General features: G+C 58.7%; 14 protein-coding genes and 1 pseudogene. 9 read left to right on the forward strand and 6 right to left on the reverse strand.

Annotation, left to right across the window (positions count from 1 at the left end; all coding sequences use genetic code 11):
• The first annotated feature begins 100 nt into the window (after positions 1-100).
• On the forward strand, positions 101-1,015 hold the full coding sequence (locus HV127_RS06405) for a LysR family transcriptional regulator (protein ID WP_182235352.1): 915 nt from the start codon (positions 101-103) through the stop codon (positions 1,013-1,015).
• Here HV127_RS06405 and HV127_RS06410 read toward each other — a convergent pair.
• The gene (locus tag HV127_RS06410) at positions 1,012-2,508 is read right to left on the reverse strand and encodes an MDR family MFS transporter (RefSeq protein ID WP_182235353.1); all 1,497 of its coding nucleotides are present in this window, start codon (positions 2,506-2,508) and stop codon (positions 1,012-1,014) included. The genes HV127_RS06405 and HV127_RS06410 overlap by 4 nt on opposite strands.
• An 80-nt stretch (positions 2,509-2,588) precedes the next feature.
• Here HV127_RS06410 and HV127_RS06415 point away from each other — a divergent pair, with 80 nt between their 5' ends.
• The gene (locus HV127_RS06415; RefSeq protein ID WP_182235354.1) at positions 2,589-3,236 is read left to right on the forward strand and encodes a TetR/AcrR family transcriptional regulator; all 648 of its coding nucleotides are present in this window, start codon (positions 2,589-2,591) and stop codon (positions 3,234-3,236) included.
• Positions 3,237-3,298: 62 nt separating this feature from the next.
• On the opposite strand, the gene emrD is transcribed toward HV127_RS06415, so the two are convergent.
• The 4 genes and pseudogenes from emrD to tisB all read right to left on the reverse strand — a co-directional run.
• Entirely contained in the window at positions 3,299-4,483 is a 1,185-nt protein-coding gene (emrD, locus tag HV127_RS06420; protein ID WP_182235355.1) for a multidrug efflux MFS transporter EmrD, read from the reverse strand.
• 177 nt (positions 4,484-4,660) lie between these two features.
• A complete protein-coding gene (locus HV127_RS06425) occupies positions 4,661-5,494 on the reverse strand; it encodes a DMT family transporter (protein WP_182235356.1) in 834 nt (277 codons plus the stop codon).
• Positions 5,495-5,564: 70 nt separating this feature from the next.
• Positions 5,565-6,011 carry a GNAT family N-acetyltransferase gene (locus HV127_RS06430; RefSeq protein WP_182235357.1) on the reverse strand — a complete coding sequence of 149 codons (447 nt, stop codon included), beginning with the start codon at positions 6,009-6,011 and terminating at the stop codon, positions 5,565-5,567.
• Positions 6,012-6,081: 70 nt separating this feature from the next.
• Positions 6,082-6,196, reverse strand: a pseudogene (gene tisB, locus HV127_RS06435) (type I toxin-antitoxin system toxin TisB); the annotation flags it as partial.
• 558 nt (positions 6,197-6,754) lie between these two features.
• On the opposite strand from tisB, the gene ivbL reads away from it, so the two are divergent.
• The 7 genes from ivbL to uhpT all read left to right on the forward strand — a co-directional run bounded on the left by ivbL (position 6,755) and on the right by uhpT (position 14,089).
• A complete protein-coding gene (gene ivbL / locus HV127_RS06440; protein ID WP_182235359.1) occupies positions 6,755-6,850 on the forward strand; it encodes an ilvB operon leader peptide IvbL in 96 nt (31 codons plus the stop codon).
• A gap of 228 nt (positions 6,851-7,078) precedes the next feature.
• The gene (ilvB, locus tag HV127_RS06445) at positions 7,079-8,767 is read left to right on the forward strand and encodes an acetolactate synthase large subunit (protein WP_182235360.1); all 1,689 of its coding nucleotides are present in this window, start codon (positions 7,079-7,081) and stop codon (positions 8,765-8,767) included.
• Between the two features lie 3 nt (positions 8,768-8,770).
• On the forward strand, positions 8,771-9,061 hold the full coding sequence (gene ilvN / locus HV127_RS06450) for an acetolactate synthase small subunit (protein WP_004107116.1): 291 nt from the start codon (positions 8,771-8,773) through the stop codon (positions 9,059-9,061).
• A 72-nt stretch (positions 9,062-9,133) separates the two neighbouring features.
• A complete protein-coding gene (uhpA, locus tag HV127_RS06455; RefSeq protein ID WP_142464207.1) occupies positions 9,134-9,727 on the forward strand; it encodes a transcriptional regulator UhpA in 594 nt (197 codons plus the stop codon).
• Between the two features lie 17 nt (positions 9,728-9,744).
• Positions 9,745-11,226, forward strand: a complete 1,482-nt coding sequence (uhpB, locus tag HV127_RS06460) for a signal transduction histidine-protein kinase/phosphatase UhpB (RefSeq protein ID WP_182240576.1) — start codon at positions 9,745-9,747, stop codon at positions 11,224-11,226.
• A 9-nt stretch (positions 11,227-11,235) separates the two neighbouring features.
• A complete protein-coding gene (locus HV127_RS06465; RefSeq protein ID WP_112216090.1) occupies positions 11,236-12,555 on the forward strand; it encodes an MFS transporter in 1,320 nt (439 codons plus the stop codon).
• Between the two features lie 142 nt (positions 12,556-12,697).
• A complete protein-coding gene (gene uhpT / locus HV127_RS06470; protein WP_110275942.1) occupies positions 12,698-14,089 on the forward strand; it encodes a hexose-6-phosphate:phosphate antiporter in 1,392 nt (463 codons plus the stop codon).
• A 46-nt stretch (positions 14,090-14,135) separates the two neighbouring features.
• Here uhpT and HV127_RS06475 read toward each other — a convergent pair whose 3' ends face one another.
• Positions 14,136-15,041, reverse strand: coding sequence for a LysR family transcriptional regulator (locus HV127_RS06475; RefSeq protein ID WP_182235361.1), 906 nt, complete (start codon positions 15,039-15,041; stop codon positions 14,136-14,138).
• Positions 15,042-15,126 lie beyond the last annotated feature (85 nt).

Below are 15,126 nucleotides of genomic sequence, written 5' to 3' on the forward strand. Positions count from 1 at the left end.
TTCCTCCGAAGGCGATGTGGCATGACTCATCATGGACTGTGTCGACAAAAAAGATAATAGTGGGGATCTGGCAATCATCTTTCCGAAAAACGGGATAATTATGGACCGACTCAGCGCCATGGCGCTGCTGGTGAAAGTGACTGAACTCGGCAGTATGTCGGCAGCGGCGCGGGCGCTAAATACGCCTCTGACCACCGTCAGCCGCAATATTGCCGAACTGGAAAATGCGCTCGGCGTGCGGCTGCTCATCCGTACGACCCGCAAGCTAACGCTGACCGACGCCGGAGCCGATTATGTCGCCGCCGCGCGACGGATCCTCGAAGAGGTGGAGAGCGCCGAGCGCCAGGCGGTGGGCGAATATCAGGAACCAAAAGGCGAGCTGACGATCTCTGCGCCTATCATGTTTGGTCGTTTGCACGTTTTACCGGTAATCACGGAATTTCTTGCCCGTTACCCGCAGATTCGCGTCCGTTTACTGCTTAGCGATCGCAACGCCAACCTGGTGGACGAGCATGTTGATTTAGCGGTACGTATCGGTGCCTTGCCGGATAGCGGGATGGTGGCGACCCGCCTTGGTGAGATGCGCATCGTCACCTGTGCGCATCCGGGCTTGCTGGAAAAACACGGCACGCCAGAACGCCCGCGCGATCTGACCATGCTGCCGATGATTCACATTGAGTCGCCGATGCCCTACAGCGGCTGGCGGTTTAATACTACAGAAGCGCAAGACCGGCTGGTCGCGCTCGCTCCGATGCTTTCGGTGACCACCCCGGAGAGCGCCGCCGATGCCGCCCGACTGGGGGCTGGCGTGGCGCGCCTGCTGCATTACCAGGCTATCGATGGCCTGGTGTGCGGCGAACTGAAGCTAATTTTTCAAACGATGGAGCCGGAACCCGCGCCGGTGCATCTGCTCTCTAACGCCCGGGACCTGGCCCCGCTCAAGCTGCGTAAATTTATCGATTTCGCCGCGCCCGCCCTGCGTCGGGCGCTGCTGCGTATTGCCGCCACCGCCTAGCGGGCGGTCGTTTTCAGCGGTGCTTCTTTCAGTAGCCAGGAGAGCACAAACGCCACCGCCATAATGCAGGCCGCCATCAGGAACGCCGCGTGGATAGCGGCCCCGAAGGAGTCGAGGTAATCCAGACGAATCTCCGCAGGCAAATTCTGTACCGCCGCCGGATTCAGCGCCCGCGGCAGCTGCGCACCTTCCGGCAGCAGGTGTTGCAGGTTATTTTGCAATACATGAGTGAATACCGCGCCAAACAGCGCCACGCCGATAGAGCCGCCAATCGAGCGGAACAGCGTCACGCCGGAGGTTGCCACGCCGTACATTTGCGCAGGCATCGCGTTCTGCACTGCCAGTATTAGCACCTGCATCACCAGTCCCAGACCCGCTCCCAGCACGCTGGTGAAAAGATACAGCTGCCACATCGGCGAGTGGATGGTTATGCGCGTCAGCAGCACCATTCCCACCACGCCCAGCAGGGTGCCGATAATCGGAAACACCCGGTACTTACCGGTATGGCTGATAACGCGTCCGCTGATGATCGAGGTCAGCAGCAGACCACCCATCAGCGGGATTAGCTGTAGCCCCGCCTCGGTCGGCGTCGCCGCTTTTACCACCTGCAAATAGAGCGGCAGGAAGGTCACCGAACCAAACAACGACATCCCAACAACAAAGCCAATCAGGCTGCAAAGCAGAAAGCTGCGGTTGCGGAACAATGAGAGCGGAATAATCGGCTCTGCGGCCAGTCGTTCTTCATGAATAAAACCGATAATCCCCACCACGCCAAAGGCCAGAATGCACCATAGCTGCGGGTCGCTCCACGCGCGAACGCTGCCACCCTCGGAGGTAAACAAGATGATGCACAGCAGCGCCATGCTGAGGTAAATTGCCCCCAGCCAGTCGATCTGGTGCTGGCTGCGCTTGTTGCTGCTGTGAAAAACCGCGCCGATCACCAGCAGCGCGAACAGGCCCAGCGGCAGGTTGATGTAGAAAATCCAGCGCCAGGAGGCGTGCTGCACCAGGAAGCCGCCGATTAACGGCCCGATCACCGTCGCCAGGCCAAAAACACCACCGAATAACCCCTGATAGCGACCGCGATTAGCAGGCGGGATTACATCGGCCACCGCCGCCATGCTGATCACCATCAGACCACCGCCGCCCAACCCTTGCAGGGCACGCATCAGCACCAGTTGGGTCATGTTCTGCGCCAGCCCGCACAGGGCGGAACCGGCAAGGAACAGCACGATCGCCACCTGCAGGACGATTTTCCGCCCGAACAGATCGCCAAATTTGCCGTACAGCGGCACCGCGATGGTCGAACTGAGGATATAGGCGGTCACGACCCACGAGAGTTTATCCAGCCCGCCGAGCTCGCCGACGATGGTCGGCAGCGCGGTCGAAACAATAGTCTGGTCCAGCGCTGATAGCAGCATGACCAGCAGTAGAGCGCTGAAGAGCAGGCGGATTGAGGGTACCGCCGGTTGGCTCGCGACTTCAGATGTCATAGCATCACTCGCTTGAAATTAATTAAATACATAATTAATATTTAGGGAAATGATGAATCAGGTCAAGGGATCGCCATACGATGTCAGCACAAAAAGACAATGAAGCTCCACGTCGCCCCGGTCGCCCGCGCGGGCAGAAATCCGGCTCCGCCAACCGCGAACAGCTGATGGATATTGCCCTGGCGCTGTTTGCCCGCCACGGGATCGCGCGAATTTCACTGAACGCCATCGCCAAAGAAGCGGGGGTGACGCCCGCGATGCTGCACTACTATTTCAGCTCGCGGGAGGCGCTGGTGGAAAAGCTGGTCGAAGAGCGCTTTATGCCGCTGCGCAACGACATCGGCCTGATTTTTGTTGAACATAGCGATGAGCCGGTGACCGCTTTTACCCTGCTTATTGAAACCCTGGCGGCGATGGCGGAGAAAAATGCATGGTTCGCACCGCTGTGGATGCAGGAGATCATCGGCGAGATGCCGGTACTGCGTCAGCATATGCACGCGCGTTTTGGCGATGAGAAATACCACAAAATGCTGGCGACGGTGCGCCGCTGGCAGCAGGAGGGCAAACTCAACCCGGCGCTGTCGCCGGAGCTGCTGTTTACCACCTTAATAAGCCTGGTACTGGTGCCGTTTTCCCGTACCCATACCGATGTGCGGTTGCAATCAGTGAACAAGCAGATGATTGTCAGCCACGCGCTGGCACTGATTAGCCACGGAATTGGCGGCTGATTCCCCCTACGAGTTCACCGCCATCTGCGGGCCGGTAGCCCGCGTCGCGAACCGGCGAAGCTTTAAACCGGCTGCTGGTGGCGGCTAAACCGCGATGCCAGCGGCAGCCAGCACAGCAGAATCAGCAAGCCCATCAGCATCATTAACAGACCCAGGCTGCCCTGACCGGTCTGCGGCATCATCGCCGACAACCACGCCAGCACGCCGGAGCCAATGTTTTGCAGCCCGCCCACCAGCGCCCCGGCGGTTCCGGCGAGGAACGGAAATGGCTCCATCGCGCCGCTGGTCGCCAGCGGGAACAGCATCCCCGCGCCAAAAAAGAACAGCGCGGCAGGTGCCAGCAGGGTCCAGACGGTCATTATGCCCAGCAAGCCCGGGATCCACATCATCACCCCCGCCAGCAGGCAGCAAATCACCGATTGCCACATCAGCGTCGGGAAGCGTTTATTCGGGCGTCCGGCAAACCACGCACCAAAGAACGCCGCCGGAATTGGCAGAATAAACAGAATGCTCACCGACAGGCTGCTCAAGCCCAGCACCGCGCCCATCAGCACGCCGGAACAGGCTTCGAACACAGCAATACCCGCCAGGCCGCCGATTAGCATCAGCAGATAGCAGTTAAACGCGCTGGTGCCGAACAGCGTTTTGTAATTGGTGATAAGCCGAGTACGCGGTGCGCCGGTTGGTCGGGTTTCCGGCATCCAGCGCGCCATGCTGAAGGTCACGCCAGCACAAAGCACCAGCAGGAAGACGTAGCAGGCCCGCCAGTTCCACAGGGTATCGAGAATGCCGCCGATCAGCGGCGCGAGCAGCGGACTGACCAGAATACCCATATTCAACAGACTGTTAGCGTGCCTTAGCTGTGCGCCTTCATACAGATCGCGCGGCAGAGTTCGCGCCATCACGCCGCCGACCCCGGTGCCCATCCCCTGCATTGCGCTGGCGGCGATCAGCACCGGCAGGCTATGGGTAGTGATGGCAACCAGCGTCGCCAGCATAAAAATAGACATTCCCACGAGGATCACCGGGCGACGACCAACGCGATCCGATAGCGGGCCGTAGAAGAGCTGCGATACGCCGTAGGTCAGCAGATAAGCGGCCATCACGCTCTGCACCGCGCCCTCACGGACGTTGAGCGATACCGCCATATCAGCAATCGCCGGGATATATATGGTCTGCGCCATCTGGCCGACGGCCACCAGCAGTACCAGCATCAACAACAAATTGAAGTTCTTATGCCGTTTCATGTCGATGAATACTTTGTGAAATATGGAAGATAAAGAATATGTGACTAACACACCCGCAAAACGATGGAGGAATCTACCACATAAAAATGACAGAACAACCCTGAGCGGAGGGATTATCGGGGTATTTCAGGCAGGTTTTGTAAACGAAAATCGGCAACTAATGTTGCCATATCCAGATTAAGACAGCCGTAACAGAATCGCCCCAGCAGCGATACCGCAAGCCGCAACAATGCGCAGTGGAACGACCTTTTCTTTCAACAGGATAAAAGCGATAACCGCGCCGAACAGAATCGACGTCTCACGTAGCGCGGCGACGACCGCCAGCGGTGCCTGGGTCATCGCCCACAGCGCCAGACCATAAGAGCCCATGGTGCCGACGCCACCGATCATTCCCTTCTTCCAGTGCTGGCGCAGATAGCGGCTGGCCTGCTGGCGTCGGGCGATCATCGCCCAGCTCAGCAGACAAAAACCGTTCATAAAAAAGGTCCACAGCGTATAGCCCAGCGCGGTTTCTGAAAGCCGCACCCCAGTTCCGTCCACCAGCGTGTAACCGGCAATAAAACAGGCGTTAATCAGCGCCAGTACGATACCGGTACTTGAACTGGATCGACCGTTAAAGGCCATCGCCAGAATCGCCAGGCAGATTACGCCAATCCCCAGCCACGCCAGCGGCGAGAGATGGTCGCCAAGGAAGGTGACGCTGATTATCGCCACCAGCAGCGGCGCGGTTCCACGCATCAGCGGATAGGTCTGGCTCATATCCGAAACCTGGTAGGTTTTCGCCACCAGCACGGTGTACACCACCTGTAACGCGCAGGAGACAGCAAGAAACGGCACGCTGGCGAGTGCGGGTTGTGGGGCAAAGGGGAGTAAAACCAGGGCGATTAATGCGGCTGAACCGCTAACGCCGATTGCCGCATACATCTTATCGCCGCTCGCTTTAACGATAGCGTTCCAGCTGGCATGAAGCAGAGCAGCGAACAGCAAAATACAGAATACGGTGATGGTCATTACGGCCCGGATATGGGGAATAAATCGTCACTGGACTGTAACATGCACATTCCCCGGCAGCCAGCGATGGCTAAAGTGAGCAGAACAGGCGATGCGTGACCTGAGGCTCATCGTATACCGGGCGAAATCCCAGATTTTCATAAAACGACCAGGCCGTTGACGGCGCATGGGTGTTGAGAAAATCAAAGCTGGTGCCGGAGTGGGTGATAACCGAGACCAGTAGCTGATGCCCGATCCCCTGCCGGCGGTGGCTTTCACCAATGTATAAATGGCGGATACGCCCGGCCCGCACCTGCTGGCTAAAAGGGTCGATATTCAGCCCGCAAACGCCGACCAGTTGCCCATGCGCAAAGGCCCCCAGCAGCTTTTCTCCCGGTGCGTCAAAGCGGTTTTCCCCACTCTGCCAATTCTCCGCCAGGCGGCGAAGCATATTCAGGTTTTGCGCCAGGCTTTCGGCGCGCAACGCCGTAAAATCTGGGTCGTCAGGGGTTACTGCGGCAATCAACAGCGGTGCCATGGTTTTCTCCATCGGATTAGCCTGTAGAGGGGCGGTTTCCCGCCCCTCCCAGGTGCGACTTGAACCTGAATCAGCGGAACTGCTTCAGGACTGCATCAAGCAGTTGCAACACAGCAACTATGAGTTTCAGGATCAGAACAACGATATCCACTCCGCCCATACGCGTCTCCTCTGGTTCAGGAGCACGACCGGCTGGCGTACCTTTCCGCCGCCTGTTGCCAGCCAGGGTATACCCGTCATATTTCAGGCGCGGCCTGTCGGCTACAGCCCAAGTTATTCAGGGTATTTGTTGACGTAACACAGTGTGCTCTTCTGGGGTTAAGGCACTGACGGCACCACCCGTTTCAGCCAGGACTTCATTGCGCCGGTAAAAGTGCGGCCCCCAGATGTCACTCTGCGTACCCCATCAGTATAGAATGATTACTGTATAAATGAACAGTATATTTTGGACAAATATGCGAGTGCGATCCATACTCTAGATCAGCAAAAACCGTCGTGAAATTGCGCCTTCTTCGTCGATCGCGTATACTTTTTTCGTTGACGTAATACAGTGTATTCGCGGCTACCAACCGCAAAGACACCATTCAAAAGACCTCGCCATGCGCGGGGTTTTTTGTTTTATCCCTCCGCAAATTAATGTGATCCTTCACGCAGTTTCTCGTGGTTGAAAATAAATCCGTTGTGAAATGGCAAAAGCTGTGTTTGTATAAATTCATTCACTTTTTTAAGACAACAGGTCCCTAATGAACGCATCCATCCTGACTTCGACTCTACTACTAACCGCGCCTGCCGCGGTGGTCTTCGTGTCTGTGGTGGTCGTCGTCGGCAACGCGCCGTAGGGTCCGGAACAACACGAATTCCAAACCCCGCCGGCGCAAACCGAGCGGGGTTTTTCGTTTAAGAGCCCCGCCCGGATACGCTAAGTAATTCGGGTTGCAGGAAGGCGGCAAGTGAGCGAATCCCCTGGAGCGTACATAGGTACGTGACTGGGGTGACCAAGCGCAGCCAACGCACCAGCAACGTGAAGTACGACGCGTAAAGTCGGCCCAGAATAAAAGGACTGGAGCATGGCAAGTTCGGGCACAACATCACAAAAAATGCGCTTCACTGGCGCACAGTTAGTCGTTCATTTACTGGAGCGTCAGGGGATCACTACGGTCAGCGGCATTCCGGGCGGCTCCATTCTTCCCATTTACGATGCATTAAGCCAAAGCACGCAGATTCGCCACATCCTGGCGCGTCACGAGCAGGGGGCGGGGTTTATCGCCCAGGGCATGGCGCGTACCGAGGGTAAACCGGCGGTATGTATGGCCTGTAGCGGCCCGGGGGCCACCAACCTGATCACCGCTATCGCCGACGCCCGCCTGGATTCGATTCCGCTGGTTTGCATTACCGGGCAGGTTCCGGCTTCGATGATCGGCACCGACGCCTTCCAGGAAGTCGACACCTACGGTATTTCTATCCCCATCACTAAGCACAACTACCTGGTGCGCAATATCGCTGAACTGCCGCAGGTGATGAGCGACGCGTTTCGCATCGCGCAGTCCGGGCGACCGGGGCCGGTGTGGATAGATATTCCTAAGGATGTTCAGTCGGCGACCATTGAGCTGGACGTCCTGCCGGAACCGGGAACCCGCATGGCGGCCCCGGAGTTCGACAGCGCCAGCGTGCGCGAAGCGGCGGCGATGATTAACGCCGCACAGCGTCCGGTACTCTATCTGGGCGGCGGGGTCATCAACGCTCCTGAGCAGATTCGTCAGTTGGCGGAGAAAGCCAACCTGCCGACCACCCTGACCTTAATGGCGCTGGGGATGCTGCCGAAAGCGCACCCACTGTCGCTGGGCATGCTGGGGATGCACGGCGCGCGCAGTACCAACTTTATTCTGCAAGAAGCTGATTTACTGATTGTTTTAGGTGCACGTTTTGATGACCGGGCGATTGGTAAAACCGAGCAGTTCTGCCCGAACGCGAAGATTATTCATGTCGATATCGACCGCTCAGAGCTGGGTAAAATCAAGCAGCCGCACGTGGCGATTCAGGGTGATGTTGCTGAGGTGCTGACTCAGTTGATTCCGCAGGTCAAGGCGCAGCCGCGCAGCGAATGGCTGCAGCTGGTGGCGGATTTGCAGCGTGAATTCCCCTGCAACATCCCGCAGGAGAAAGATCCTCTCTCCCATTACGGCCTGATTAACGCCGTGGCCGCCTGCGTGGATGATGAAGCCATCATCACCACCGACGTTGGCCAGCATCAGATGTGGACCGCTCAGGCTTATCCGCTGAACCGTCCGCGACAGTGGCTGACCTCCGGCGGATTGGGCACCATGGGATTTGGTCTGCCCGCGGCGGTTGGCGCGGCGCTGGTGAATCCTCAGCGCAAGGTTATCTGCTTCTCTGGCGACGGCAGCCTGATGATGAATATCCAGGAGATGGCGACGGCGGCGGAAAATCAGCTGGATGTGAAAATCATCCTGATGAATAACGAAGCCCTGGGGCTTGTGCATCAGCAGCAGAGCATGTTCTATAAGCAGGGCGTGTTTGCCGCTACCTACCCGGGAATGATCAACTTTATGCAGATCGCCGCCGGTTTCGGCCTGCAAACCTGTGATTTAAATAACGAAGCCGACCCGCAGGCGGCGCTGCAGGCGATTATCGACCGCCCAGGCCCGGCGCTGATCCACGTGCGTATCGATGCCGAAGAAAAAGTGTATCCAATGGTACCGCCGGGTGCGGCCAATACTGAAATGGTGGGGGAATAAGCCATGCAACAAGCGACTCATGAAAACGTTATTCTACAGCTCACCGTGCGCAACCATCCTGGCGTAATGACCCACGTTTGCGGCCTGTTCGCCCGCCGCGCCTTCAACGTGGAAGGCATTCTTTGCCTGCCGATTCAGGACAGCAATCAGAGCCGCATCTGGCTATTGGTCAACGACGATCAGCGCCTCGGGCAGATGATTAGCCAGATCGAAAAGCTGGAAGACGTTGAGAAAGTGGTACGCAACCAGTCCGATCCGTCCATGTTCAGCAAAATTGCGGTGTTCTTCGAATAATCGTTCGAGACTTGAACAGCAACGCGCTTGCCGTTAAGGTAAGCGCGTTTTTTATACCCGCCAGGAAACGCCATGACCACTATCGCCCTTATCGACGATCACCTTATCGTCCGCTCCGGCTTTGCCCAACTGCTGGGGCTGGAAGCCGATTTTCAGGTCGTCGCCGAATTTGGTTCCGGTCGAGAGGCGCTGGCGGGGCTGCCCGGTCGCGGGGTGCAGGTCTGCATCTGCGATATCTCGATGCCGGATATCTCCGGGCTTGAGCTGCTGAGCCAATTACCGAAAGGGATGGCTGTCGTCATGCTGTCGGTCCACGACAGCCCGGCGCTGGTGGAACAGGCGCTGAACGCCGGAGCGCGCGGTTTTCTCTCCAAGCGATGCAGTCCGGATGAACTGATCGCCGCCGTACGCACGGTGGCGACAGGCGGCTGCTACCTGACGCCGGATATCGCCATAAAGCTGGCGGCCGGGCGTCGGGACCCGCTCACCAAACGCGAACGCGAAGTGGCGGAAAAACTGGCGCAGGGGATGGCGGTAAAAGAGATTGCTGCTGAACTGGGGCTGTCGCCGAAAACCGTTCACGTCCATCGAGCTAATCTGCTGGAAAAACTCGGCGTCAGCAACGACGTTGAGCTGGCGCGCCGGATGTTCGATAGCTGGCAATGAAAGCGATTCTCTCCCGACTGCTCTCGGTAATCGGCTGTTTCTTTATCTTCTCCGCCGCCTGGTTCTGCCTGTGGAGCATCAGCCTGCACCTGGTGGAGCGTCCCGACCTTGCGGCATTGCTATTTCCCTTCGGCCTGCGTCTTGGCCTGATGCTGCAATGCCCGCGCGGCTACTGGCCGGTATTGCTGGGCGCGGAGTGGCTGCTTCTCTTCTGGCTGGCGCAGGAAGTGGAACTGGCGCACCCGATAATATTGATGACCGGAAGCCTGCTGACCCTGCTGCCGGTGGCGCTGATCTCGCGCTATCGTCATCAGCGCGACTGGCTCACCCTACTGCGTCAGGGCGCAGCGCTGATTGCCGCCGCGCTGCTGCAATCGCTGCCGTGGCTGGCGGAAGGCAAAGAGGGGCTGAATGCGCTGCTGCTGACCCTGACCGGCGGCCTGACGCTGGCCCCGACCTGCCTGGTTATCTGGCACTATCTCACCAGCACCGTCTGGCGGCCGCTGGGGCCATCGCTGGTTTCGCAGCCGGTGAACTGGCGCGGGCGGCACCTTATCTGGTATCTGCTGCTGTTTACCATCAGCCTCTGGTTACAGCTCGGGCTGCCTGCCGAACTCTCGCGTTTTACCCCCTTCTGCCTGGCACTGCCGATCATCGCTCTCGCCTGGCACTACGGCTGGCAGGGCGCGCTGATTGCGACATTGATGAACGCCATCGCGCTGATTGCCAGCCAAACCTGGCACGATCATCCGGTTGATTTACTGCTTTCGCTGCTGGCGCAAAGCCTGATGGGGCTGCTATTGGGGGCCGGAATTCAGCGGCTACGCGAGCTTAATCAATCTCTGCAAAGTGAGCTGGTGCGCAACCAGCGGCTGGCGGAGCGCCTGCTGGAAACCGAAGAGAGCGTGCGCCGCGAGGTGGCCCGCGAGCTGCACGATGATATCGGCCAGACCATCACCGCGATTCGCACCCAGGCGGGGATCGTTCAGCGTCTTGCTCCCAACAACGCCAGCGTTCGGCAGAGCGGCCAGCTGATTGAGCAACTTTCGCTCGGCGTCTACGACTCGGTGCGCCGCCTGCTGGGCCGCCTGCGTCCTCGTCAGCTGGATGACCTCACTCTTGAGCAGGCGGTACGTTCGCTGATGCGTGAAATGGAGCTGGAGGATCGCGGTATGGTCAGCCACCTGGAGTGGCGCATTGATGAATCGCTGCTGAGTGAAAACCAGCGTGTCACCCTGTTCCGCGTTTGCCAGGAGGGGCTGAATAATATCGTCAAGCATGCTTGCGCCAGCGCCGTCACGTTACAGGGCTGGCAGCAGGAGCAGCGGCTGATGCTGGTTCTGGAGGATGACGGCTGCGGCCTGCCCCCAGGCTCCGGCCAGCAGGGCTTCGGCCTTACCGGCATGCGCGAGCGCGTGACGGCGCTGGGAGGTAGCTTAACCATCTCCTGCACCCACGGCACCCGCGTTTGCGTCAGCCTGCCGCTGCGTTACGCCTGAGGAACGATGATGTTTGCCTTTTTAAAATCCCCGCCGGACGCTCAACCGATAGCCGATAAACAGGCGCTGGACGAGCGCTACCGCTACTGGCGTCGGCATATTTTGCTGACCATCTGGCTGGGCTACGCGCTGTTTTACTTCACCCGTAAAAGCTTTAACGCCGCCGTACCGGAAATCCTTGCCAGCAACGTGCTGACGCGCAGCGACATCGGCCTGCTGGCAACGCTGTTTTACATCACCTACGGCTTGTCGAAATTTTTCTCCGGTATCGTCAGCGACCGCTCTAACGCCCGCTATTTTATGGGCATCGGCCTGGTCGCCACCGGCGTCGTGAATATCCTGTTTGGGTTTTCCACTTCGCTGTGGGCCTTCGCGCTGCTGTGGGCGCTGAACGCCTTTTTTCAGGGCTGGGGATCGCCGGTCTGCGCCCGCCTGTTGACGGCATGGTATTCGCGCACCGAACGGGGCGGCTGGTGGGCGCTGTGGAATACGGCGCATAACGTTGGCGGAGCGCTGATCCCGATGGTGGTTGGCGCGGCGGCGCTGCACTACGGCTGGCGAACGGGGATGATGATTGCCGGGATGCTGGCGATCTTCGCCGGACTGTTCCTCTGCTGGCGTCTGCGCGATCGGCCGCAGGCTGTGGGGCTACCGGCGGTGGGCGACTGGCGGCACGATGAGCTGGAGATTGCCCAGCAGCAGGAAGGCGCGGGGCTGACTCGCAAGGAGATCCTCACCAAATACGTGCTGCTGAACCCCTATATCTGGCTGCTCTCCCTGTGCTACGTGCTGGTGTACGTGGTGCGGGCGGCGATTAACGACTGGGGCAACCTGTATATGTCGGAGACCCTCGGCGTCGATCTGGTGACTGCCAACTCAGCGGTGACCATGTTCGAGCTGGGGGGATTTATCGGCGCGCTGGTGGCTGGCTGGGGCTCAGATAAGCTGTTTAACGGCAATCGCGGGCCGATGAACCTGATTTTCGCCGCCGGAATTTTACTCTCCGTCGGCGGTCTGTGGCTGATGCCATTTGCCAGTTACGTAATGCAGGCAGCCTGCTTCTTTACTACCGGTTTCTTCGTTTTTGGCCCGCAGATGCTGATCGGCATGGCGGCAGCGGAGTGCTCGCACAAAGAGGCAGCGGGTGCTGCAACCGGCTTTGTTGGTCTGTTTGCCTATCTGGGGGCATCGCTCTCCGGCTGGCCGCTGGCGCAGGTGATGGAGATCTGGCACTGGACCGGATTCTTTGTGGTAATCGCCATTGCGGCCGGTATTTCTGCCCTGCTGTTGCTGCCGTTTTTAAACGCCCAGGCACCGCGCGAAGCGTGACCGACTTCACCTTTCTCAGTCGAATGGCGTAAAACTAAGAAATTTTCCCGGTTTCGCCTGGACGCTGTCTCAGGCGTGTCTCCTGGCTGATTTTTACAATGCCTGCCATTCGCAGGTATAAAAATTAGCTCGGGAGTGTCAAATGCTGGCCTTTCTAAACCAGGTGCGCAAGCCGACCCTGGATCTGCCGCTCGAAGCGCGGCGCAAAATGTGGTTCAAACCGTTCATGCAGTCGTACCTGGTGGTTTTCATCGGCTACCTGACCATGTACCTGATCCGCAAGAACTTTAACATTGCGCAGAACGACATGATCTCCACCTACGGGTTGAGCATGACGCAGTTGGGGATGATTGGCCTCGGCTTCTCCATCACCTACGGCGTGGGTAAAACGCTGGTCTCCTACTACGCCGACGGCAAGAACACCAAGCAGTTCCTGCCGTTTATGCTGATCCTCTCTGCCATCTGTATGCTCGGCTTCAGCGCCAGCATGGGCGCGGGGTCGACCAGCCTGTTCCTGATGATTGCTTTCTACGCCCTGAGCGGCTTCTTCCAGAGCACCGGCGGTTCGTGCAGCTATTCGACCATTACCAAGTGGACGCCTCGGCGTAAGCGCGGCACCTTCCTTGGCTTCTGGAATATCTCCCACAACCTCGGCGGCGCGGGCGCGGCGGGCGTGGCGCTGTTTGGTGCCAACTATCTGTTCGACGGCCACGTCATCGGTATGTTTATCTTCCCGTCAATCATCGCGCTGATTGTGGGCTTTATCGGCCTGCGCTTTGGTAGCGACTCCCCGGAATCCTACGGCCTCGGCAACGCTGAAGAGCTGTTTGGCGAAGAGATCAGCGAAGAAGACAAAGAGACAGAAGAGAACGCCATGACCAAGTGGCAGATCTTCGTCGAGTACGTGCTGAAGAACAAAGTTATCTGGCTGCTGTGTTTCTCCAATATCTTCCTGTACGTCGTACGTATCGGTATCGACCAATGGTCCACCGTTTATGCTTTCCAGGAGCTGAAGCTTTCTAAAGAAGTGGCGATTCAGGGCTTTACCCTGTTTGAGGTGGGCGCGCTGGTCGGCACGCTGCTGTGGGGTTGGTTGTCGGACCTGGCGAACGGACGCCGCGCGCTGGTGGCCTGCGTCGCGCTGGCGCTGATTATCGCCACGCTTGGCGTTTATCAGCACGCCAGCAACCAGTACGTCTACCTGGCATCGCTGTTTGCGCTTGGCTTCCTGGTGTTTGGCCCGCAGCTACTGATCGGCGTTGCCGCCGTGGGCTTTGTGCCGAAAAAAGCCATTGGCGCTGCCGATGGGATTAAAGGCACTTTCGCCTATCTGATCGGCGACAGCTTTGCCAAACTGGGCCTCGGGATGATTGCCGACGGTACACCGATTTTCGGCCTCACCGGCTGGGCGGGCACCTTTGCCGCTCTGGATGCGGCGGCGATTGCTTGTATCTGCCTGATGGCTATTGTCGCGGTCTTTGAAGAACGTAAAATCCGCCGCCAGAAAAAGACACAAACTTTGCAGACTGCCTGAGTCATTGGGTGTGAGTCACTTTGCCCGGCCTTTGCGCCGGGCTTTTTTATGCTTCCTGCTGGGCCGTCTGGTGCAACAACTCCCGCAGCCACTGCTGCGCCGGGTCGCGATGGCTGCGTTCGTGCCAGGCCATGCTTTTGGTAAAACCGGGTATCGCCAACGGCGGCGGCGAGATTTTCATCCCTGATGCCATCTTCGCCAGCCGACGCGGCACCACGGCTATCATATCGCTGACCGCCAGCACCTCCGGCAGAACCAGAAAACTGCTCACCGACAGCCCAACTCGCCGGGAACGACCCTGCGCCGCCAGCGCGTCATCGGTCACGCCGCGAAAACTATCGCCCTGCCAGGAGACCAGCACATGCTCCAGCTCGCAGAATAAATCCAGGGTCAGCGGCGCGGCAGCCTGCGGGTGATCCGCGCGCATCAGGCACACGTACTCTTCCTGATACAGCGCCCGGCTGTGCAGATCCGGCGGCGTGGAATGCGGCGTCAGCAGCGCGATATCCACTTCACCGCGTTCGGTCTGAGCGAACAACGTGGCGGGCGATTCCGGAATAATGCGCACGCGGATGCCCGGCGCCAGCGGCTTCAGAGCCGCGATAAACGGCACGATCACCGCTTTCAGCGCATAGTCGGTGGCGGCGATAGTCCAGGTGAAATAGGCATTGAGCGGTTCGAAAACGGCGGGCTGCAGCAGGGCTTCGGCATCGGTCAGCAGCTGTTTGACCGGCGAGGCCAGCGCCTGAGCGCGCAGGGTCGGCACCATCCCGTGCGGGGCGCGAATAAACAGCGGGTCGTTAAAGGCTTCGCGCAGCCGGGTCAGCATGCCGCTCACCGCCGGTTGGGTGAGCGAAAGCCGCGCCGCCGCCCGGGTGACGCTGCGTTCATCGAGCAGCGCATCCAGCGTTTTCAGCAGGTTAAGATCGAGGTTTCTGATATCAGATTTCATGATAGCTATCCGCAGCCGCGATAAGTCACATTATGGTACGTCCGACAGTCGACAGCAGGCAAATTCCCATTATGATAGTGGGGCT

The sequence above is a fragment of the Klebsiella sp. RHBSTW-00215 genome, from assembly GCF_014103785.1.
Lineage (GTDB): Bacteria > Pseudomonadota > Gammaproteobacteria > Enterobacterales > Enterobacteriaceae > Klebsiella.